13 protein-coding genes are annotated in these 23,523 nt (G+C 42.5%); all 13 read left to right on the forward strand.

Translation table 11 applies throughout. The features are described 5' to 3' along the window. Window positions 1–3 precede the first annotated feature (3 nt). On the forward strand, window positions 4–1,248 hold the full coding sequence (locus tag ACOOE0_RS12545) for a M14 family metallopeptidase (protein ID WP_420399248.1): 1,245 nt from the start codon (window positions 4–6) through the stop codon (window positions 1,246–1,248). Window positions 1,249–1,466: 218 nt separating this feature from the next. Beyond that, the gene (locus ACOOE0_RS12550) at window positions 1,467–2,057 is read left to right on the forward strand and encodes a sigma-70 family RNA polymerase sigma factor (RefSeq protein WP_420399249.1); all 591 of its coding nucleotides are present in this window, start codon (window positions 1,467–1,469) and stop codon (window positions 2,055–2,057) included. A gap of 123 nt (window positions 2,058–2,180) precedes the next feature. Continuing rightward, window positions 2,181–3,305: a FecR family protein gene (locus tag ACOOE0_RS12555; RefSeq protein ID WP_420399250.1), complete on the forward strand. Its 1,125-nt coding sequence runs from the start codon at window positions 2,181–2,183 to the stop codon at window positions 3,303–3,305. Between the two features lie 195 nt (window positions 3,306–3,500). Then, window positions 3,501–7,022 (forward strand): TonB-dependent receptor, encoded by a 3,522-nt coding sequence (locus tag ACOOE0_RS12560; RefSeq protein ID WP_420399251.1) that lies wholly within the window; start codon window positions 3,501–3,503, stop codon window positions 7,020–7,022. An 18-nt stretch (window positions 7,023–7,040) separates the two neighbouring features. After that, on the forward strand, window positions 7,041–8,456 hold the full coding sequence (locus ACOOE0_RS12565; protein WP_420399252.1) for a RagB/SusD family nutrient uptake outer membrane protein: 1,416 nt from the start codon (window positions 7,041–7,043) through the stop codon (window positions 8,454–8,456). A gap of 140 nt (window positions 8,457–8,596) precedes the next feature. Continuing rightward, complete coding sequence (locus ACOOE0_RS12570; protein WP_420399253.1) at window positions 8,597–9,526, forward strand: glycerophosphodiester phosphodiesterase family protein; 930 nt, start codon at window positions 8,597–8,599, stop codon at window positions 9,524–9,526. Between the two features lie 7 nt (window positions 9,527–9,533). Further along, the gene (locus ACOOE0_RS12575) at window positions 9,534–10,412 is read left to right on the forward strand and encodes a nucleoside phosphorylase (protein WP_420399254.1); all 879 of its coding nucleotides are present in this window, start codon (window positions 9,534–9,536) and stop codon (window positions 10,410–10,412) included. Further along, complete coding sequence (locus ACOOE0_RS12580) at window positions 10,402–11,658, forward strand: ComEC/Rec2 family competence protein (RefSeq protein WP_420399255.1); 1,257 nt, start codon at window positions 10,402–10,404, stop codon at window positions 11,656–11,658. The genes ACOOE0_RS12575 and ACOOE0_RS12580 overlap by 11 nt, the downstream gene beginning before the upstream one ends. Before the next feature lies 1 nt (window position 11,659). Then, entirely contained in the window at window positions 11,660–13,279 is a 1,620-nt protein-coding gene (gene pafA / locus ACOOE0_RS12585; RefSeq protein ID WP_420399256.1) for an alkaline phosphatase PafA, read from the forward strand. Window positions 13,280–13,506: 227 nt separating this feature from the next. Further along, complete coding sequence (locus ACOOE0_RS12590) at window positions 13,507–16,260, forward strand: LuxR C-terminal-related transcriptional regulator (protein ID WP_420399257.1); 2,754 nt, start codon at window positions 13,507–13,509, stop codon at window positions 16,258–16,260. A 235-nt stretch (window positions 16,261–16,495) separates the two neighbouring features. Further along, entirely contained in the window at window positions 16,496–19,537 is a 3,042-nt protein-coding gene (locus ACOOE0_RS12595; RefSeq protein WP_420399258.1) for a SusC/RagA family TonB-linked outer membrane protein, read from the forward strand. 10 nt (window positions 19,538–19,547) lie between these two features. Then, window positions 19,548–21,086 carry a RagB/SusD family nutrient uptake outer membrane protein gene (locus tag ACOOE0_RS12600; RefSeq protein WP_420399259.1) on the forward strand — a complete coding sequence of 513 codons (1,539 nt, stop codon included), beginning with the start codon at window positions 19,548–19,550 and terminating at the stop codon, window positions 21,084–21,086. 26 nt (window positions 21,087–21,112) lie between these two features. Next, window positions 21,113–23,500 (forward strand): LamG-like jellyroll fold domain-containing protein, encoded by a 2,388-nt coding sequence (locus ACOOE0_RS12605; RefSeq protein ID WP_420399260.1) that lies wholly within the window; start codon window positions 21,113–21,115, stop codon window positions 23,498–23,500. The last annotated feature ends 23 nt before the right edge of the window (window positions 23,501–23,523 follow it).

A 23,523-nucleotide genomic window follows, 5' to 3' on the forward strand; every position in this document is an offset into this window, starting at 1 on the left:
CCAATGAAAAGACAATTTATTTCAAAGACCAAATGGCTTTTAATCGTTCCTGCCATATTACTTTTTGTCCATTGTTCAGGGCCCAAAAGGGTGAAATTCCCTATACCTGTGGATACCAAGAACAAGCCCATTGCCCTTCAAGAAAAAAAGAGCTATGCCTTTGAGGATTTAGGGGTATGGGTCAGTAATGAGTTTGATGGAGCCCGTCTTAACGGAGCGCAACAACTGAATGATTCAACCATTGTTTTGCGGTTTGACCCTGAGAACACACCCATAAATAAAAGTCCATATTATGGCTTCAAGGTTTGGTCGGATAGCCCAAAGCAGGCATACTTCCTGTTTGACTACCCAGAAGGATTTGATCATCGGTATAAACCCAAAAAGCAAGAGCATGGCAATTGGAGCGAAATAGATTCATTGGATTTAGTGGAGACCGAATCAGGGATTTTACTAAAACTGAACGTGAAACAAGACCCCGTAATTATTGCGGGCCAGGAAGTAAATAATTCCAAGGACGTACAGGAATGGTATAGGAAAGAAATTATTGGAAATAGGGATTTTGTTCACGAAGGGAGTGTTGGAGAGACTAAATTAGGGCGTAACATCCCTATATTGGATATTTATCAAGGCAGCACGACTGGAAAACCCATTATCGTGCTCATGACAAGGCAACATCCTCCAGAGGTAACAGGCTATTTTGCTTTCCAAAATTTTTTGACCACCCTTGTTGACCAATCCGAACTTTCCACCCAATTTTTAAACAAGTACCGGGTCTTGGTTTTTCCAATAATGAATCCAGATGGAGTGGATTTGGGACATTGGAGACACAATGCCAATGGGGTAGACCTTAATCGGGACTGGTCCAAATACAGACAGCCCGAAATTAGAAATGTGGTGTCGCATATCCTCAAAACCAGCAAAGCTGATCAGGGCAAAATCATTTTGGGACTGGACTTCCACTCTACCTACGAGGATGTTTTTTATACGAATGTGGAGCGTATGCGGACAACCTTGCCCACTTTTATTGAAGATTGGTTCAAAACTTTGGAAAGTGAGATTGAAGGTTATAAGGTAAATGAATCAGCGTCAAACAGTACCCGTCCGGTGTCCAAAGGATGGTTTCTATATGGACAGAAAGCCGTTGGAATCACCTATGAGATTGGAGATCATACCCCTAGGGAACGGATTGTGGAAATTGGTTCAACTTCAGCCAAGGCCATGATGAATGTGTTGTTGGAAAACAAGTAGAACTAGGGAAATTTGTTTACATAATTGAAACATTAATTAGGAATCAAAACCTGATTGGCGCCTTTTATTTAGGGACATCTAGAGAGATTTACCGGTTTTTCTCCCAATATTAAATTATCCTTATGAATCGGTTACAATAATTGTCATTTTTCAATAATAATGACATTTTTTATACATTTATTGCATGAAAATTTCATTTAATCAAGTATTAGATTGAAATGTCAGGCACTAAAAGGAAAACTAACAAACTACTCTTAGCGGAATTCAAAAAAGGAAACAAAAAAGCTTATCGTAAGCTATTTGAACTTTTTTGGGAACCCATGTTTATTCGTGCCAAATCCATCGTTTTAAATGAAGATGCAGCCAAAGATATTGTCCAGGAAATATGGATCAATTTGTGGCAAAAAAGAGCAAATTTGGACATTGTTTATTTTGAGGCGTACATCTTCCGTTCGGTCAAATATGGTTGTTTTAAATATTTGAGGGATAACAAACTCAATTCAGTGCATCTGCAAGTACTGGAATCCCTGGAACTGAGTCGCACGGCAAAAGTGGAAAACCAGCATAACCTGGAACAGACGCAGTTTATTATAGAAAAATCATTAACGGAATTATCCCCGAGGTGCCAACAAATTTTCCGACTTAGCAGAATGGAGGCAGCTTCCAATGAAGAAATCGCCAAAAAATTAGGTATTTCAAAAAGGTCTGTGGAAAATCAAATGTCCATAGCACTGAAATCCATTCGCCAGAATCTGAGATTGGCACAATCCTCCCTTACCACACTTATTACCTTGATTGCAATTCTTTGATTTTCTTCAGTCTTAAGGTAGCTCTGGCTATTGCCACCCCATTATGGTAAAGAAATGTTAAAATGTAATTTGTGATGTGAGTAGCAAGCCCTTTCCGGTTCATCATAGTATAGCGCACCAATTATGCAAGAGAACGAATTCAGAAAGTTATTGGATAAATACTTGGATGGAACCATTTCCGACCAAGAATTGGAACTGTTGGAAAAGTTTAAGGATGACGTCAATCTAGCCAATTTAGAACCCCACTTTAAATCCGAGGCACACAAAAAAGCCATAAAAGATGCTTTGTGGAATACAATCCACTCACAAACCCAAGAAGATTCCAGGAAAAAATCCTCTATATGGAAGGTATCTGCAATAGCGGCCACTTTCCTGGCCTTGCTTGCTTCGGCCTATCTCCTTTTGCAAAATACTGCCCAAGGAACAGATGTTGTAATACCTGAAAACGCAATTACCCTGCAACTTGAAAACGGGGATATTCAGATAATCAGCGAGGATGGCGAAGTGGAAGTACTGGACAAGGATGGCAACATAATAGGGAAACAAGATGGTAAAAGCTTAAAATATTCAGAGGTTGGTTCCAACAGGGAATTAGCCTATAACACCTTGACTGTTCCCCATGGAAAAACCTTTCAACTTCAACTTTCCGATGGTACAATTGCGCACCTTAATGCGGGATCGTCCATAAAATACCCTGTTCAATTCATGGAAGACTCGCAACGACAGATATTTGTGGAAGGGGAAGCTTTTTTGGATGTTGCCAAAGATCCCAATCATCCATTTGTAGTGAACACCAATGGCCTGAATGTTCGGGTTTTGGGAACGCAATTTAATGTTTCTGCCTATCCAGAGGATGAAACCACAGAGGTAGTCCTTGTTGAGGGTGCAGTAAGTCTATATACGGAAGATGATGGATACGGTTCAGATAAAAATGTAAAACTGGAGCCTGGGTTTAAAGGGAGTTTTGATAAAACCAGCAACCATATCGACACCTCCAAGGTCATTACCAGTCTGTATACCTCTTGGATCAATGGTAAACTGGTGTTCCGAAATATGACCTTTAGCAACATCATGAAGAAGTTGGAAAGACATTATGATGTCACCATTATAAACAACAACAAGGATTTGACACATGATCTGTTCAATGCCAATTTTGGTAAAGAGCCCATAGAAAATGTACTTATGGAACTAAAGGCCAATTATGGCATTGATTACCAAATTCTGGATGAAAAAATAATCATAGAATAACTAACAAACAGCTAAACTTAAAACACAAAACTGCCTATGGGATAAAATTCAAAAAAGATGTAACCAATTACGAATGATTACTTCTTGTTATGGTCAAAAAAAGGCCATAAAAAAATCGGAAAATGCTAGGAACATCTTCCGATTGGTCGAAGTGATTAAACTTAAAAGATTAACCACAATTAACACTATAAAAGTATGAAAAAACTTCTTACACCTAAAAGAAGCCTATTTCCAGTATTTAAATATGACCTAAAAATGAAACTCAGTACGTTGTTCATCTTGGCCGCTTTCTTTACTATGCAGGCCAACGACGCCTACGGGCAACGTACAAAGGTGACGCTGGATTTGGACAACGTTTCAGTTGGACAATTAATAGATGAAATTGAAAGTAAAACCGAGTTTGAGTTTGTTTACAAGATCAAAGATGTAAACATAGATCGGATTGTATCGATCAAAGTGGATCGAGAGCGTATAAGCAAGGTGCTTAACCAGATTTTTCAAAATACCAACACCACTTTTAACCTTAATGACCGTCGGATTTATTTGGTGAAACGTGCCAATCCGGAACCAACTTCCCAACCGCAAGAGTCCAATGTTCAGCCCAACCTGCAGTTTTCTGTTAACGGAACGGTATCGGATGTAGATGGGCAACCCCTGCCGGGAGCCAGTATCATTGAGCAGGGAACCACCAATGGGGTCAGTTCTGATTTTGATGGCAATTATACTATTGAAGTATCCTCTGCAGATGCTGTTTTGGAGGTCTCATATCTAGGATTTTCCACCCAACAAATTGCCGTTAGTGGTCAATCCACAGTGAATGTGCAATTGCAACCCGATGCAGGGAAACTGGCCGAGGTGGTGATCATAGGTTATGGTTCCACTACCAAGGAAAAATTTAATGGAGCTGTCTCCAAAGTGGATAGCGAAGCGTTGAACAACTTCTCCACAGCCAATTTTGAGCAGGCTTTGGCAGGGAACGTTTCGGGGATACAAATTTTGGGAAATGGAAAAAACCCAGGGGAAAATTCCGTGGTTCAAATTAGGGGTCTCAACACCCTTACTGCTGGAACAAACCCTTTGATTGTGATAGATGGGAACCCGCTGTCCGAAGGATCCTCCTTTAGTTCCGTCAACACCCAGGACATCGAATCCGTTAACATCCTTAAGGATGCAGCATCGGCTGCCATTTATGGATCTAGGGCATCCAATGGGGTTATTCTGATTACCACCAAAAAAGGAAAAAAGGGAAGCTTAAAAGTTACCTATGACACCTACTATGGATTCCAAGACCGTATTGACAATTTTGAACTGGTAGATGCCTATGATGCGGCGCTGTTTGATTCAGATTCCAGAAATTTTGGATATGTTTCGGGAGGCCCAGGACGAAGTGTTTCTGATGATAATGCCACCCGTGATGCCAATGGAGGAGGAAAACGAAGTAGAATTCCTGGTTATCTTCAAGGGTACCTCGATGGACAAGCTGGACTGACCAATACCAACTGGACGGACGCCGTTTTTCGTACCGCATCCCAACAAAATCATTACCTAAATCTAAGCGGTGGAACTGAAAAAACCGATTACTCCATATCCTTTGGCTACCTGGATCAGGAAAACATTATCATGGATTCTGATTACAAGCGCTACACCGCCAATGTACAACTCAATTCGCAGATTAGTGATCGCATTCGCTTTGGGGTTACTTCCAATGTCTCTTTAGTGAATTCAAATCCTACGGGTGAGGCCGGTTGGTCTAACTATGGATTAGGGAATAGGGCACAGCCAGACCCCAGTTTTTCCATTATTTTGATGCAGCCCTATTATCCCATCCGCAACCAAGATGGAACCTTTGCCATTGCAAACCAATTGCATGACAACAATGACAATTGGGATGGGCCCATTTCAGAAAACACTGTGGCCCAAACTGCATTGACAGACTTTTTTGAAAGAAGACTTCGGGTTTTTGGAAACGCTTACCTTGAAGTGGAGCCCTTGGAAGGATTGAAGTTTAAAACTTCCTTGGGAGGTGACTACAATTCCATTTTTACCGAGTTTTTTGCACCATCCAACATTGGGAATTACAGAACCCCTGTGGCCAACAATCGCACCCAGGCAATGGAAAACAATGCAAGAAGGGAAAACTTCATCACAGAGAACCTCTTGACCTACAACAAGTCTTTGGACAAACACAATTTTGATGTTTTGTTGGGTTTCAGTTATCAAGAGGAGAATTTTTTTAACACCAGATTGGAGAGCAACAACTTTGCGGACGACAACCTTCGCAATATCTCGGGAGCAACCAATCCTTCTGCCGAGGTTAGAAGAAGCAAATGGGCACTTGAATCCTATTTTACCCGTTTGCAATACGATTATGACGGCAGATATGCCCTTTCCGGTTCCTTCAGAAGAGACGGTTCATCCCGTTTTGGAGCCAATACCAAATACGGAAATTTTGCTTCGGTTTCAGCGGGTTGGACATTGAGCAATGAATCATTTTTCCCAGAAGACGCATTGGTAAGCTTTGCCAAATTAAGGGCAAGTTGGGGACAAACGGGAAATAACCAGATAGGGGATTTCGGTTCCATAGCCTTGATCGAACCAGACAACTACGTGGTAGATGGGCAGTTGGTTCCTGGATCATATACCGCAACGTCGCCTAACCCAGATTTGTCCTGGGAAACCAACACCGCACTAAACGTTGGATTGGACCTTGGCATCTTGGACAACAAGTTGCTGTTTACTGCAGAGTACTATAAATCCAATACTACGGATTTATTGTTGGAGGTACCCGTACCACAGCAATCAGGATTCTCTGAATCTTTGCAAAATATTGGCGAATTGGAGAATAGGGGATTTGAATTCGAAATCCGCGGAAATAACTTTGAGATTGGCGAGTTGGGCCTCTCGTTCAACGCCAATATCACCAGTAGTCAAAACGAAGTTTTGGCATTGGGAGAAGGACAGGAACAGATTATCCAGAACAATGGGGGTATGGGCTTTCTTACCAAAGTGGGCGGAAGCATAGCGGAATTTTATGCGTACGATATCCAAGGAGTTTTCAGGACCCAAGCGGAGATTGATGCGGCCACCATTACGCCATTGGCCGGTACCGAGGTTGGGGATTATATCGTAAGGGATGCCGATGGAGATGGGCAAATAACCCCGGATGATAGGGTCACCTTGGGGGATTACAACCCTGATTTTACCTATGGTTTTGGGTTTAACCTGAACTATAAAAGTTTTGACTTTACCGCGCAATTTGCAGGAGTTGAGGGACGGAAGGTCTCGGACCGTATGGTCTATTTTGCTGAAAGTGGGGAAGGGTTTTTTGTACCTACCCAACACTATTTTGACAATTACTATTCGGATCAAAATCCAAATGGTTTTTTCAGAAGACCGGATTTTTCCAGTTTTTCATCGGCAGGTAGGTTGACCCGTGCCTCCAGTCTTTCGGTATATGATGCGGACTACTTCCGTTTAAGAAGCATGCAAGTGGGATACAACTTCCCAGAAAGCGCCACGGAGTATTTGGGCATCGATTTCCTACGACTTTACCTGACTGGAAACAACATTTTTAACAGTACCAAATTTAGGGGATATAACCCTGATGCCTTGGATACTAGGGACACCAATAACCAACAGACCTTGACCAGGGGCTGGATCCAGTCTGCAAGTCCGTTGACACGCTTTATAGCGCTTGGATTAAACGTTAAATTTTAAACCAAAAACTTAAGACAAATGAATTTCAATAAATATATATTTCTAATGGTTGGTGTCTTGATAGGATTGACGTCCTGCGAAAAGGAATTGGACATCGTACCTATCACGGAAAAGGCTTCCAACAATTTTTACACCAACGAACAGGAGTTGGAGAGTGCTGTAGCGGGAGTTTATGCCCAGCTTCAGAACGGAGGGCTTTACGGACTTGATTTAATTGGTGTTGGCGAGATTTCCGGAGAAGACTCCTTTGAAGAAATAGCCGCCAATGATGGTGGTCGTTTTGGACAATTGGACGACTTTTCCACCAATGCAGGAAATGATTTGGTAGGGGATATTTGGAGAGAATCTTACAAAGGAATCCAACGGGCCAATACGGTTTTGAATCGAATAACGGATATCGAATATGAGTCCAGTGCCTTAAAAACCAACAGGATAGGGGAGATGAAGTTTGTTCGCGCCCTATTGTATTTCAACTTGGTGCGTTTGTATGGGGATGTTCCCTTGGTTGTGATAGAAACCGAAAGTCCTTTTGATTTCTTTGGCCAGGGTCGTACAGCCTCCGCCGAGGTCTATGCCCAAATTCAGGCAGATCTCAACGATGCTATCCAAGATTTACCTGTAGAGAAATCCTCTGGAAAACCTGCTAGGGGCGCGGCCCAGGCCCTTTTGGGCGATGTACTGTTGACCCAAGGTAACTTCAGTGGAGCACTAACCAATTATGAAGCCGTTGTTAATTCAGGGGTTTATGACTTGGCTCCAACAACAGCCGATATTTTTGGGGTAGCCAACGAAGGAAATTCCGAAATTTTATTTGAAGTGCAATTTGCAAGTGGATTTTTGGTGGATGGAGAATTCGAGGGTAGTCCCGCGGGATCCCAGTTTCGCCCATCTGGAACCACGGCAAACGCCAAAGGGCATAATTTGCCTACACAGGCCTTTATAGATTCCTTTGAGGCAGGGGACACCAGACTTAATGACTATGTGGCAGTTGACGTGGGTGCCAACCCCTTTTACTTTTCCACAAAGTACGAGGTATCTGCCACTGGTGCTGACGATGGTGGCAGTGATCATCTCATTATCCGTTATGCCGATGTGATCCTTAAATATGCGGAAGCTTTAAACGAAAACGGTCAAACTGCAGAAGCCATAGTGCAACTGGATGCAGTACGCGCCAGAGCTGGACTGGCTGGTACAACGGCGACCACGCAAGTAGACGTTAGGGATGCTATTAAGCAAGAAAGACGTTTCGAGTTTATAGGGGAAGGACATCGATGGCTGGATCTTAAGCGGTACGGCAATGCGGTGGAGGTCATGAATGCTTTCTTTAGCAGTACGGGAGCCAATGTTACCATTGACGCCACTAAGTTGATCCTTCCCATACCGCAAAGTCAATTGGACACCGACGCATCCATTACACAAAACCCGGGATATTAATCCAAGGGCTAAACATACACAAGATGAATTCTTGTAACTAGTAGAGAGATAGTTAGTTTGAGTTAGTTTTTTTAATTCAATTGGGGGGACTATGTCCCCCCTTTACTTCTTTTTACTTTCTAACTAACGAAGCACACAGTATGAAACGATTATATTTTTTGACCGCTCTCCTCATATGGGTTGGTTGCAAGGAACAAAATGAAATCAAGGGGCATATTACCTCTGATGCAACACCAAATGTAAGCTCGATTGCAGATAAAATCGCCAATCTAAAGGATTCGAAAAACAAGGAAGTGATGGTAGTAGCCCATCGTGGTGATTGGCGAAATGCCCCTGAAAACTCCATACAAGCTATTCAAAACTGCATAGATATGGGGGTTGATATGATTGAGATCGACATCAGGGAAACCAAGGATGGACATTTGGTGCTTATGCACGATGAAACTATCGATCGGACAACCACGGGAAAAGGTGCAGTGAAGGAATGGACTTTGGATTCCCTGAGAACCTTGAGACTGAAAGACGGTTTGGGCGTTCCCACTCCCCATGGAATCCCAACCCTGGAAGAAGCGCTTAGAACGACCAAGGACAAAATTTTGGTGAATTTGGATAAGAGCTACCCCATTTTTGATAAGTGTTTTCAAATTGTAAAGATGACAGGAACCTTGGATCAGGTCATTATAAAGGGAACCAAGACCAGAGCGGAAGTTGAACAAGAATTTGGAGCTTATCTAGACCAGGTTTACTTCATGCCTATAATTCGGTTAAAAAATGGGAGTGACCAAATTGTAGCGGATTATATAAAGCATAGGAAACCTGTTGCATTCGAATTTATTGTTACCAAGGATACGCTTGGCTTGGATTCCTATTTCAATCAAATTCGGAAAGAAGGAGCTGGGGTTTGGGTCAATTCCCTATGGCCACGTTTAAGCGCGGGACACGATGATGAAAAAGCCGCAATGGATATCAATACCTATCAATGGTATATTGACAATAATATAGATATCATCCAAACGGATAGGCCAAAGTTGCTATTGGAATTTCTAAGAAGCAAGAATCTGCATAAGTAAGGGTGCTATGATTTTGGATTCTGAATTAATTGTCAACCCTGACGGGAGTATTTTCCATTTGCACCTTAAACCTGGTCAAATTGCAGATACTGTAATTCTTGTGGGAGATCCCAAGAGGGTGAGCGTATTTGAATCCCTATTTACGGAGATCGAGTTCAAGATTGCCAATAGAGAATATGTTAGCATAACAGGCCAATTCAATGGGAAGCGGATTACCGTGGTTTCAACAGGCGTTGGCATTGGAAATATTGACATTGTCATGAATGAGCTGGACGCCTTGGTCAATATTGATTTTGGATCAAGGGAAATCAAAAAGGCAAAAAGAAAGCTCCAGTTTATAAGAATTGGTACCTCGGGGAGCCTTCAAAAAGATATCCCTGTCAACTCCTACGTGATTTCCGAAAAATCGGTTGGATTTGACAACCTCTTATATTTCTATGATGATGAGGCGGAAGTAGTAAATGAGGAGTTTCGAAGGTTACTTCGGATATTGGTAGGAGGACATTCCATTTTTCTAAACCCTTATGTGGTGGATGCCTCCCCGAAACTACTGAATATGTTGAAAAGTAAGGACACGTTCACAGGAATAACCATTACGGCACCGGGATTTTATGTTCCGCAAGGACGGGAACTGCGCCTTTCCAAAAAGCTGGATGATATCAATAACAAACTTTCCGACTTCGAATATCACGGATACAAAATCACCAACTACGAAATGGAAAGCTCCGCGCTTTATGGTCTTGCCAAAATGTTGGGGCACGAAGCCATTGCCATTTGTTTGATTATTGCCAATAGGCTGAATAAGGAGGCCAATCAGAATTATCGGGACAAAGTAAAAGAACTTATAAGCTATGTTTTATACAAAATAACCACAGATGATGCTTAAGAGAACCAGAATATGTATTGCCCTAACCTTGATATTGGGGACGGGCTTTGCACCCAAACCCGAGGCGTATAAAGCCTGTCAAACGGATTCAGAACCTGAGAAATCCAATAGGAGTTTTCCAATGTGGGAAGAAGGCTATTTGGACATCCATCATATTAATACGGGAAGCGGTAACACTACCTTTTTTGTGCTGCCTGACGGCACCACCATGCTATTTGATGCTGGAAGCATGGACAAGGAAGGGTTTGAGAAAAAGTACGCTCCTTTAAAGGCAACTGCTCCAGTTCCTGATAATAGTAAACCCACTTGGGAGTGGATTTCCGACTATATAAGACGGGTTACCCCCACGGCACATCAAGATTCCATTGACTATGCGCTGGTTTCCCATTTTCATTCCGACCACTATGGAAGTTTGGTAGAATTGGGTAAGGAAATTCCCTTTGGGAAAATTGTAGATCGGGATTCCCCCTCCCTAAGTTTCCCCGTTGATCTTACAAGCCATTTGAAGGACGATAAAATTTTTCAGGATTACCTGTCTTTTATTTCCGAAGAAAACGTGCCGACTGAAGCCTTGAAAGTTGGTAGTAAATCCCAGATTCACTTAAGAAATAGACAGGCTAAATATCCTGGTTTTTCTATAAGAAACATCAAGACCAACGCAACGCTTTGGACAGGAAATCAAAAAGAAACCCGTGAACTTTTTACTGCTGAGGACATGACTGCTTTTTACAACGGAGGGTATAATGAGAACCCATTAAGTCTGGCAATTAAAATATCCTATGGCTCCTTTGATTATTTCACAGGGGGTGACAATACGGGGCTTCAGGGGTATGGACTACCACCATGGTTTGATGTGGAGACCCCTATGGCTAAAGTGGTGGGGCCTGTAGAGGTCACTACCCTTAATCATCATGGTAATCGGGATGCCACCAATGCTTTTTTTGTGGAAACGCTTGATCCCAAGGTTGTGGTTCAGCAGTTGTGGTGCTCAGACCATCCAGGCCAGGAAGTTTACCAACGGCTTGTTTATCAAGATGACGAAACAAGTTCCAGACATATTTTCTCCACCAATATGCACCCAGAGACCTTGGTGACCTATGGCCCGTGGTTTAAAGACAATTACAAAAGCCTGCAAGGACACATTGTTGTTCGGGTAGCTCCCAATGGTTCAACCTATCAAGTCTATGTTTTGGACGAATCCAACCTCAAGATTAAAGAAGAATATGGCCCTTATCAAAGCAAATAAAGTGAAGATTGGAATTTACGCAGTAATAATATTTTTTACACAATTGGCTCTAGCACAGCAGCAAGCCAAACCTAAACTGGTTGTTGGAATTGTGGTTGACCAAATGCGAGCAGAATATTTATATCGCTTCCAAGAAAACTACCGAGAGGATGGTTTTAAAAGATTAATGCGGGAAGGCTTTAATGTCAAGAACATGCACTACAACTACGTGCCAACGGCCACAGGTCCTGGACATGCATCAATCTATACAGGTACTACACCGGCAAACCATGGAATAGTCGCCAATGATTGGTATGACAAAACTGCGGAAAGAAATATGTATTGTGCCCAAGATGAGCGAGTTTTTTTAACAGATGGAATCTCCAATGCAAAAAAGGAAATCAGTAGATATTCCCGATCTCCCAAAAATCTATTGGCCTCTACCATTACAGATGAATTGAAACTGTTTACCAATGGTCGTTCCAAAGTGATTGGGATTTCCCTTAAGGACAGAGGAGCCATATTTCCTGCTGGTCATTTGGCTAACCACGCCTTTTGGTATCATGAGCGAACTGGCAAGTTCATTACCAGTTCGTATTACTCTGAAAAACTTCCCCATTGGTTAATGGAATTCAACAAAAGACAACTAGCGGATTCCTTGCTCAATTTGACTTGGAATATGTTAAAACCCTCTGGGATATATCAAAATAGTGGACCTGATGCTGCTTCTATGGAAAAGGTGTTCAATGGAAGGACGGATGCCACATTTCCATATGGTTTAAAACGACTTCACAAAGCCAATGGAAACTTTGCCATGATGCCTTACGTTCCCTTTGGGAATTCACTACTGACAGCCTTGGCCAAAACGGTTGTGAAAGAAGAAGGTCTAGGACAACGAAATGAAACCGATTTTTTGACCATAAGCTATTCCAGTACCGACTATATAGGACATAGTTATGGTATTAGATCCAAGGAATTGGAGGATACCTACATACGAATGGATGGGGAAATAGCCAATTTGCTGTCCTTCTTGGATTCCAAAGTGGGAAAAGGCAACTATCTTGTGTTTCTTACAGCAGACCATGCTGCCAGTGATCATCCGGATTTTCTTAAAACCTCAAAGTTACCGGGGAATTACTTTGGAGTGGAATCCATCAAACAACACTTGAATGAGGAACTGTCCAAGCTTTTTGGAGTGGAAAACTATGTTGCATACATGGACAAAACGCAGATTTATCTTAATCCAGTAAAAACGTCAAAAAAAGAAATCCTCAAAGCGACCATTGATATTTTAAGTAAGGTGGAAGGAATTAAAGAACTGTATGTTCCTGAATTCCATTCCAATAGAAATTGGGATATGGATGCGGTTTTTAGGAAAAGTTTCCACTCGGATAATTCAGGTGATATTTTGTTGCATTTCAAATCTGGTTGGATGCCAAAACGGTTGGCGGGAACCACTCATGGTGCTTTCTACAATAATGACAAGCATGTGCCTTGCCTATGGTTTGGATGGAACGTCCCAACAGGGGAGACGGTAAGCCCCAAAAGTATTGACCAAATTGCACCAACCCTTTCCATGCTATTGAATATACCCCTCCCTTCCCATGCTTCCAATAAGCCGATTGGGGATTTGTTCCGTTAAAAGGTAACTCTGGTGACATGTAATTCGGAGCCATGGCCAGTGGATTTCACTCCCATTGCACTGGTTAAAGATTCCATCCGTGATTGCGAGTATTTTTGGGGACTTTGACTATCTTAGGGGTCATTTCTTGCAATTGTTTGTATAAGTTATACTTCTGGAATCCATAAGGCTGGGTTTACAAACCAAACCACCAGAACAAAATTTTAATGGGTTTAACCTAAAAAAGAATGCTCACCGCTTACCGAATCATTGTTGTCCTTTTCTTTTGCACGGTTTCCATTCACTCGCAAAACTTATTGCCCCCTATTTATAATTACAAACTGTCAGAGTATAAAGGGGCAAGTAAAAACTGGGGAGTAGCGGTCAACCCGGATGGCGAGCTTTTTGTGGCCAACAATAAAGGATTGTTGCATTACAATGGTGAAAAATGGGTTTTGTACAAACTTCCAAACAACACCATTGTTAGGTCGGTTGCCGTGATCGGAGATAAAATTTTTACGGGATCTTATGAGGAGTTTGGGTACTGGTTAAAGGATGATTTGGGCTCGTTACAATATACCTCCCTTACACATCTTATTAAAGACCACGAATTTACAAGCGAGGAGTTCTGGGAGATTCGATCCGTAAAAGACCAAGTCGTATTTAGATCTTTTTCTGCCATATATACCTATAATGGTGATACAATTACGGTTTTGGATCCGACCCAGGTTATTTCAGATATCCTTGTACATGATGGCAAACTGATTATTGGCGGTAGCTCAGAAGGTCTGTTTGAGTTGGGACAAGATGAATTGATTCCCTTGGAAAATCAGGAAATTTTGATGGGCAAAGCAGTAACGGATATGATTCCTTATGGGGATGGTATTCTAGTTGGAACCAAACTCAACGGCTGCTACGTCTTGAATGAAAATGGGATTAGGCCCTGGGAGGCGGCATTGAACCAGGAACTCAAGCAACACCAACTGAACAAAATCTTGAGATTTGATGGCGAACAAATTGCGTTTGGCACCATTAAAAATGGAATTTATCTGTACAATCATAACACCGATAAGTCCAAGGTACTGAACCGAGAAGCGGGTCTCCAAAACAATACAGTCTTATCCATGGCACGGTTTCGGGATCAATTATGGCTTGGTTTGGATAATGGAATTGCTAGAGCTGAACTTCACAACCCCATTTCTTACTACACGGATTTTTCGGGAACCTTGGGAATGGTCTATGATATGGCCCTTCATAATAATAAACTGTATTTAGGTAGTAATACCGGGGTATTTTATTTTGATGAAAACGAACTCAAGTTTGTAGAGGGATCACAGGGACATGTCTGGGATTTGGAAGTTGTGGAAGGGGATTTACTATGCGGTCATAATACAGGCACCTATAAAGTGGGACCAGATAACTTTGAGCAAATTTCTTCTTTTTCAGGGGGTTATGGTTTGGTGAGAATACCTGAACGCTCCTCGGGTTATATACAAGGCTTCTATAATGGTCTGGTTAAATATGAAAAAGATGGGGTAGGAGACTGGGAAGTTTCCAAAATTGAGGGCATTAACGTGCCCATCAAATATTTGTGCTTTGAAACACCTCATGTGCTATGGGCCGCACATTCCTACAAGGGGTTTTACAGAATCCAACTGGATGATACCTATTCAAAAGTGGTGGAGTTAAAAGAGTACCTTGGGTCACAGACGCCAAGTGCCTACAACATCAAAATTTATCAAATCAAAAACCAAATTGTTTTTCGGGGGGAGAAATCTTGGTACAAATACGATCCCATTCTTGACCGTATTAGTGTTTTTGAGGAATTTCAAAAATTTAATGACCAGGAATTGTTGTTCTATGACGAAGATCAATTTTGGTTTGTCAACAGGGATGGTAAAAAGGAAATAATACATACGGATTTAAAGCAGGACAGCCTGGCCATATCAGATTTCTCGCTGAATGAACGTTTGGCGCCTGATTCCCAAAACTTGATCAAGGTTAACGATTCTACTTCTTACATAACCCTAAGTGATGGGTTTGCAATGATTCATGAAAACACCTTAAAGGATTGGTTACATGGATTAAGTCTTCCTACTCCACATATAAATCTTGTTCGGGATGAACGTTCAGCCTATTCCAGTATACAGGATCCTGTTCGTGTACCATATAAAAACTCACAGATATTGACTTTTGAGGTTTCTTCGCCGGAACTTTTGCAATCCAGATATCACTATGAACTCCTGGGACCAAAAAGTTACGCTGAGTTTGTGGAAAGCGGAACCATTCAATTCCAAAACCTGTCCCATGGGGAATACCTTTTCAAGGTTTCCAATGTAGGTCATGACAATAAAATTTCTGAAGCTCGAACTTTTGCATTCGAAATTACACCGCCTTGGTTTTTGTCGGGTGTTAGTATGGCACTCTATGTATTGTTGGGGATTGCTACGGTATTTGTAGTTCGCTATTACAACAGACGAAAGTTAAGGAGAAAGCAAAAGGAACTGGAGTTGCAAATGAAGAAGGAACAAGAAGAGCAAATGGCGGCCATGGAAAAGGAAAAACTGGCCAGGGAGATCAAACTCAAACAGAATGAATTGGCCAGTACAACGCTCAACATAGCCAAAAAGAATGAAATGATTCTTGAACTAAAAAATATGTTGTTGGTCAATAAAGACAAATTTTCCAATTCGCAGCGCTACCGTTCATTTATTAAAAAGCTAAACAGTTCCATACAAGACACGGATGACTGGAAGCGTTTTGAGGTCAATTTTAAGGAGCTTCATGAGGACTTTTTTGAACGTTTGCTCAAAGCCTATCCCAAACTCACTCCAAAAGACCTTAAACTATGTGCCTATCTTAAAATGAATTTATCCACCAAGGAAATTGCCCCCCTGATGGCCATTTCAGTAAGGGGTGTGGAAATACATCGGTACAGATTACGGAAAAAACTGGAAATAGATAGCTCTAAAAGTTTATCTAACTTTTTAATAACCTTCTAAGAACCTTAGAAAACTGAAGTTTTCCTACAATTCGCTGCAAAACAGCAATACATCATTACTACATCATTATTAAAAAAATCTTTCTCATTTGAACAATATTACTACTGCAAAGCCTATGAAAATAGAGCTTTCCAGACGGTTCCAAAGTGATGTATTTTTTATGTACCCCTTTTAACTATGGAGGGGGAGTTCCATTATTAAATTAGCAAAAACATAACTCAACTATTAAACAATTATGAAATTTGGAAACGTATTATTGGTAATATCACTTTTGTGCTGCCAAATCGTTGCATTTGGGCAAAATGATATTACAGTTTCAGGAACCGTGAATGATGAGCTGGGAGAACCTTTACCCGGAGCTTCAGTAATCTTACAGGGTACTACAATTGGGGTACAGACTGATTTTGATGGAAATTACTCCATTTCCAACATTGACCCTAATGGCACCTTGGCGTTTAGCTATATTGGCTATAGCACACAAGAAATAGCTGTAAATGGTCAAACAACTATTAACGTAACACTACAGGAAGACACCCAATTCCTGGACGAGGTAGTTGTGGTAGGTTATGGTGAATTAAAGGTAAAGGACCTTACATCTGCCATCACCACGGTTGATTCTGAGGTGTTGGAGCTTGCCCCAGTGGGTCAACCCATGCAAGCCTTACAAGGACGGGTAGCTGGACTTCAAATTGTGAACAATGGAGGTCCAGGGCAGTCGCCCACCGTGCGAGTTCGGGGTATTGGATCCTATGACACCAATCTAAACGACAACTTTGATCCAAGTCAACCGCTTTATGTGGTGGATGGTGCATTTTTTGGGGATATCACCTTCCTAAATCCAACGGATATCGCATCGGTTTCCATTTTAAAGGATGCTTCGGCCGCGGCCATTTATGGGGTACGCGCTGCCAATGGGGTTGTTCTTATAGAAACCAAATCGGGAAAATTCAATCAAAAACCACAAATCACCTATGATGGTTATTCCGGTTACCAAGCTCCACAGAATGTATTGAAAATGGCCAATGCCGAACAGTTTACAACTTTGGCTTTGGAATCAGGTTCTGATCCGGATGCGGAGTTTATTCTAAATGCGATGCAACGATACGGACGTAGTAGAATTAATCCCAACGTACCAGATGTAAACACAGATTGGTACGATGAGGTAATGCGGTTGGCTTTGATTCAAAATCACAGCATTGGAATCTCTGGAGGTAGTGAAAATGCCACCTATGCCATTGGAGCCAACTATTTTGAGCAAGGAGGAATTCTTAAAATGAAAAACGAATATGAACGCTTTAACTTAAGAAGTAAAATAGACTATAAAGCCAATGATTGGCTTAAGGTGGGTGGAAGTGTTGTATTCAGTAATTCAACTCGGTTTGATGCCGAAAATTCCGCATGGAGAACTGCGTATTTTGCCGTACCTATACTACCTGTTTTTGATCCACTTTTGGCAGAGGATCCCAATGTTTTTCCAACCCCTTATGCCAACGCCCAGGATTTGGGTTATCGTGGTGGACAAAATCCATTTCCTATTATGGACTTCAGCGAGAACCGTTCCAAAATCCGAAACATTGTGGCCAATTTCTATGCAGAGGTTGACCTTGTCCCGGAGAAATTGAAATTTAGGACGGCGTACAACCACAACTTTGAGACCATTGACAGAAGGGAAGTACGACTACCCTATTTCATAGGCGATAATTTCCAAAGAGTGGATGCATCGCTCTTAAAAAGAAGTACGACCACCTCCAACCAGATTTGGGATAATACCCTTACCTATACGGATGATTTCGGCAAGCACAACCTCACAGTATTGGCGGGTTCCTCATTTAGGGATGAAGCTATAGATTTGATTCAGGCAAGAGGCTTGAACTTTCCTCTAACGGGTGAAGAAGCTTATTTTATCAATCTTGCGCAAACCATTGTGGAAGAAGACACCTTCGACGGAGGTGCTAGGGAATTTGGTTTTTCCTATTTCGGAAGGGTGTCCTACAACTTTGACAACCGCTACCTGTTATACGGAACGTTTCGCGCGGATGGTACCAATAAATATCAGGAGAAATGGGGTTATTTCCCTACGGTTGGTGCTGGTTGGGTGGTATCGGAAGAGAGCTTTTTCCCAGAAAACAAAACACTTAACTACCTAAAGTTAAGAGGTAGCTGGGGTGAATTGGGGAACGACAGAGTTCCTTCCAGTGAGGGCTCCATTACCTCGGAAGTGGTGACTACAGCTCTAGGCGACATTCTTTTCAGTGGTTTAAATACCAGTAGCGATTTCACAGCCCTTAAATGGGAAGTAACCGAAGAAATCAACGCTGGACTTTCGGCAAGAATGTTCAACGATAATCTTTCAATTGAAGCCGACTATTATATAAGGGACACCAAAGACGCTGTTATTCCTGTTCTCCGCCCTCTTATTCCTGGTTCCACTAGACAAAATGTGGGTGAAATCAGAAATAGCGGGTTGGAAATCGCCCTGAACTGGGACAAAAGAGTTTCTAATGACTTCAGCTATTCCATTGGGGCCAACTTTGCTTCCTTGGATAACGAGGTGCTGGGTCTGGGCGGAGCGGAATTTTTGGATGCCGGTACTGCCGAATTCCGTCAGCGATCCATTGTAGGTGAATCTATATTTGCCTTTTACGGCAGGGAGATTGTAGGGGTGTATCAAAATGATGCCCAAATACAAGCCGATCCGGTTGCGGTTGCCAATGACTTGGAACCTGGGGACTTTATTTACAGGGATATCAATGGAGATGGGGACATTAACGATGACGATCGAACCGTTTTAGGATCTTTCCTTCCCTCATATACCTATGGATTCAACATAGGATTCAATTACAAAAATTGGGATTTCAGCACTAGTGCCATTGGTCAAGGAGGGAATTCCATTCTCAACCGAAAGCGCGGTGAGGTCATCTTTACAAACGATACCAATTGGGACCGTGACTTTGCCGTAAACAGATGGCATGGTGAAGGTACATCGAACAGCTATCCCTCTTCAGCAGGAATTAGAAAGGGATGGAATCAAAGACTGAACGACTTTTTCATAGAAGACGGCGATTTCTTTAGAATTCAAAACATAACCCTGGGATATACCATCAATAAAGATGGGAGTCAACAAGGAATACCACAGGTAAGAATCTATGCTACTGCTGAAAAGCCGTTGACCTTGTTCAATTATAACGGATTCAATCCCGAGGTGCCGAATGGGGTGGATAACGAAACCTATCCAATACCTGCAGTTTATACCATTGGAGTAAACGTAAAAATCTAAAAAAAAGAAAATGAAGCTAATCAAGAAAATCAAGAACATAACCCTAGCGGCACTCCTTCTTTTTGCCGCAGTAGGTTGCTCGGACAAACTGGATGAGCCACAATTGAATAACAATTTTGCTGGGGGGACGGACTTTACAAATACTGATGACATGATACTCTCCATCATTGGAGTGTACGAAGCCTTTCAATCCAGAGGTTGGGAACAACCACTACTTATAGCGGTACGCGGAGATGATGTCAATGCCGGTGGATTGGGAGATCAGCAGGATTTTGCGGAAACTGATCTGTTCAACTACAACAAAGATTATTGGATGTATAATTCCCTTTGGGAAAACATCTATGTTGACGTGATTACGGCTCACACGGGTATGGAGCAAATAGCGAGATACCAAGAAGTCGCAGATGCGGCAGGGCAGGCTCTGGGAGACCAGTACATTGCAGAGGCGAAAGTGTTGAGGGCTATCATGTTATTTCATATTTCACAAGTTTGGGGTGATGTATTTATTCCTACTTCTTCAGAAACATCAGAACTTTTTGATGTGGAGACGGTGCCAACCCAAGCCGAGGTCATGCAGCACATTTCGGATCAAATGGATGAGGCTCTGCCATTTTTACCCGATGTACGTCCAAATGAGAGACAAGATCTTCCAGGTGGGGTAACCGAATATACCGCATTGGCCATTAAGGCCTTGGCCAACCAAGAATTGGGAAATTATCAAATGGTGGCTGATGCCTGCTCTGAGATTATCAGCTCCAACAAGTTTAGTTTGTTCCCAGATTTCTACGAGCTATTTAAAACCCCTGGGAAATTAAGTGATGAGAGCATTCTAGACATGCAATACTCAGATTTTGGACAAGGTGAAGGAGATCGCGAGGGTCACTTGTATGCACCTTACGGGCCACAGGGATGGACACCAGCTGTGGACGGAGCTTCCAGCGGTTGGGGCTTTTTTGAGCCCAGTATGAAATTCATCAAGTTTATGTTGGATCGCGGAGAGACGGTTCGTTTGGAAACTAGCGTATTGTTCACGGATAGGGGGATTGCAGAACTCCAAACTGATCCCAATTATGCCACATTGCCTGCTTTTGTAAGCAACACTACAAGAGATGGGGATGTTATTGAAGATTATGCCCGAGCCCTGTTTGCCAGTGGAAAACACTATTTACCATCCAATCAATTGATATCTGGAAGAACAGCATATGGGAGCAATAAAAACTTCAACATTATAAGGTATGCTGAGATTTTGCTCATGTATGCCGAAGCTTTGGCCCAAGGTGCAACCGCATCGGGAATGTCCGCGGATCAAGCCGTGAATTTGGTTCGGGCCAGGGCCAATATGCCTGCTGTTTCAGGAGCTACCTTAGATCAAATTTTGGATGAAAAGTTCGCTGAGTTGGGAATGGAATGGGGAAAGAGATACTATGACATGGTCCGACTCAATAGAACCAGTGAACTAAGTTATGATGGAAGAACCTTTAGTGCCGACAAGGCATTCTTGCCCTATCCTCAGGCACAAGTAGATCAGTTTCCAATCCTGGGCAACTAACAGAAATAACCGAAAAGAACTAAACGATGAAAAAAACATATAAAATACTAGCAGCCTTAGTCACGGTGGTATTTTTTACCGCTTGTGATCAAGGTATAGATCCTATAACCGAAGTCGGTGCAGGTGCAGATGAATCTGCCCCACAGGTGACCATCAATTACCCTACTGAAGGAACAGAAATCAAGGTTTTTGAGGATGAGACCACTTTGGATGTCGACATTAGGGTTACAGATGACATTGAGGTCAAGGACATCAAGGTACTTTTGGATGGAAACCAAATAGCGTCCTTCAATACATTTAAGGACTATAGGATTGTTTTGGAAGAATTCACCTATGATGGGCTGAAGGACGGAGACCACAAACTAACGGTCACGGCTTCGGATATAGAGGGAAAAACAACAACGGAAGAAGTGAATTTCGCCAAAGCCCCTCCCTATGTTTCCATGTTTGATGGGGAAGTGTTCTACATGCCTTTTGATGGTGACTATAGGGATTTGATTGGATTTCAACAGGCTACAGAAGTTGGAGCGCCTGGCTTTGCAGGGGGCGGCTTTGTGGGATCGGATGCCTACAGAGGTACCACGGATGCCTATTTGGAATTTCCTATGGACAATTTGAAAAGCAATGAATTTAGTGCTGCATTTTGGTACAAAGTAAATTCCACCCCAGACCGCGCAGGTATTTTGGTGGTTGGCGATGATGCCGATGACCGCCGTCAAGGATTTAGGTTGTTTAGGGAAGGAAGTGCTGATGAGCAGCGAATCAAGTTGAACGTGGGCACAGGAGCTGGCGAAAGCTGGAACGATGGAGGTGTTATAGATGTTAATGCCGGGGAGTGGGTGCATATTGCCATTTCTATTTCGGGAACAAAAAGTACCATCTACTTCAACGGAATGGAGACGCTTTCAGCAGATTTGGCGGCACCCATTGATTGGACCAATTGTGAGGTGATGACCATTGGAGCAGGGGGTCCAACATTTGACTATTGGAATCACAAGTCCGATTCCAGTGATATGGATGAGCTGCGTATTTTCAACAAGGCGCTTTCGCAAACTGATATTCAAATCATGCTGAATGCGGTGAATCCGTATATCCCTAAGTTCCCTGGTGAGTCATTGTACATGCCGTTTGAAGGGGATTACATTGACTTGGTGGGAAGCAAAGTGGCTCAACAAGTGGGGTCAACTGGATTTACCAATGATAGTAAGGAAGGAGACCAAGCCTTTATGGGAGCCACGGATTCCTATATCAATTACCCCGCTGAAGGACTTTTAACCAATGAGTTTAGTGGTGCGTTTTGGTACAAGGTCAATGCAGATCCAGATCGTGCAGGAATCATTGTGATTGGGGACGATGCGGATGACCGTTTCCAAGGATTTAGATTGTTCAGGGAAGGTAGTGCGGACGAGCAGCGTATTAAACTAAATGTAGGAACAGGTGCAGGTGAAAGCTGGAACGATGGAGATGTGATTGATGTGGCTGCAGGAGAATGGGTCCATATTACCTTTACCATAGCCAATGATAAGAACACCATCTACTTTAATGGGGTGGAAGTTCGCTCTTCGGATATGTCCGCACCTATAGATTGGACAGGCTGTGAAACCTTTAATATTGGTTCGGGAGGTCCCACCTTTGATTATTGGAACCATTTGTCCGACCTAAGTGCCATGGACGAGCTTCGTTTCTTTACCAAAGCATTGAGTTTTGAGGAAGTACAAGAAGTCTATGGGGGAGGATATCAACCACTTGATGGAGAAACATTGTACCTTCCATTCAATGGTAACAATACCGATTTGGTGAGTGGAGCTGATGCCACTACGGTGGGAACACCTGGAACGGCAGGCGAAGGAGTCAGTGGGGATGAGGCCTATGCTGGCGCTACGGATTCCTATTTAACCTTTCCAACCACAAACCTGACAGGCGATGAATTTAGTGCCACCATGTGGTACAAGATTAACGCTGATCCTGATAGGGCTGGAATTTTGGTCATGGGACCGCCAGATACGGAAAATGCAGAATATCCTGATGTCCAGAATTTGAGAACCAATGGTTTCAGATTCTTTAGGGAAGCTGGGGGAGATGGACAGGTATTCAAGCTCAATGCTGGTAACGGCACAGCAGATAGCTGGTTTGACGGCGGAGCAACAGCTTCAATTCCCAGCGACACTACAGATTGGGTTCATTTGGCCTTCACCATCTCAGGAACAGAATGTGTGGTGTATATCAATGGCAATGTTGTGGCACAAGGTGCATTTGACGGAATCGATTGGAGCGGATGTGACGTATTGTCCATTGGATCGGGTGCTCCGAGATTCACCCAATGGAATCACAAATCGGATTTGAGCTATATTGATGAGCTTAGATTGTTCAACAAAGCTTTGACACAGACCGAGATTCAAGACATTATAAATTAGTAGCAATTATTAGAGTTAGTTAG

The sequence above is a fragment of the Flagellimonas sp. genome, from assembly GCF_965215805.1.
Taxonomy (GTDB): Bacteria; Bacteroidota; Bacteroidia; order Flavobacteriales; family Flavobacteriaceae; genus Flagellimonas.

Excerpts from the sequence above, each read along its gene's own strand:
- ACOOE0_RS12545 (WP_420399248.1), top strand. The coding sequence starts at position 4 with ATGAAAAGACAATTTATTTCAAAGACCAAATGGCTTTTAATCGTTCCT.
- ACOOE0_RS12550 (WP_420399249.1), top strand. The coding sequence starts at position 1,467 with ATGTCAGGCACTAAAAGGAAAACTAACAAACTACTCTTAGCGGAATTC.
- ACOOE0_RS12555 (WP_420399250.1), top strand. The coding sequence starts at position 2,181 with ATGCAAGAGAACGAATTCAGAAAGTTATTGGATAAATACTTGGATGGA.
- ACOOE0_RS12560 (WP_420399251.1), top strand. The coding sequence starts at position 3,501 with ATGAAAAAACTTCTTACACCTAAAAGAAGCCTATTTCCAGTATTTAAA.
- ACOOE0_RS12565 (WP_420399252.1), top strand. The coding sequence starts at position 7,041 with ATGAATTTCAATAAATATATATTTCTAATGGTTGGTGTCTTGATAGGA.
- ACOOE0_RS12570 (WP_420399253.1), top strand. The coding sequence starts at position 8,597 with ATGAAACGATTATATTTTTTGACCGCTCTCCTCATATGGGTTGGTTGC.
- ACOOE0_RS12575 (WP_420399254.1), top strand. The coding sequence starts at position 9,534 with ATGATTTTGGATTCTGAATTAATTGTCAACCCTGACGGGAGTATTTTC.
- ACOOE0_RS12580 (WP_420399255.1), top strand. The coding sequence starts at position 10,402 with ATGATGCTTAAGAGAACCAGAATATGTATTGCCCTAACCTTGATATTG.
- ACOOE0_RS12590 (WP_420399257.1), top strand. The coding sequence starts at position 13,507 with ATGCTCACCGCTTACCGAATCATTGTTGTCCTTTTCTTTTGCACGGTT.
- ACOOE0_RS12595 (WP_420399258.1), top strand. The coding sequence starts at position 16,496 with ATGAAATTTGGAAACGTATTATTGGTAATATCACTTTTGTGCTGCCAA.
- ACOOE0_RS12600 (WP_420399259.1), top strand. The coding sequence starts at position 19,548 with ATGAAGCTAATCAAGAAAATCAAGAACATAACCCTAGCGGCACTCCTT.
- ACOOE0_RS12605 (WP_420399260.1), top strand. The coding sequence starts at position 21,113 with ATGAAAAAAACATATAAAATACTAGCAGCCTTAGTCACGGTGGTATTT.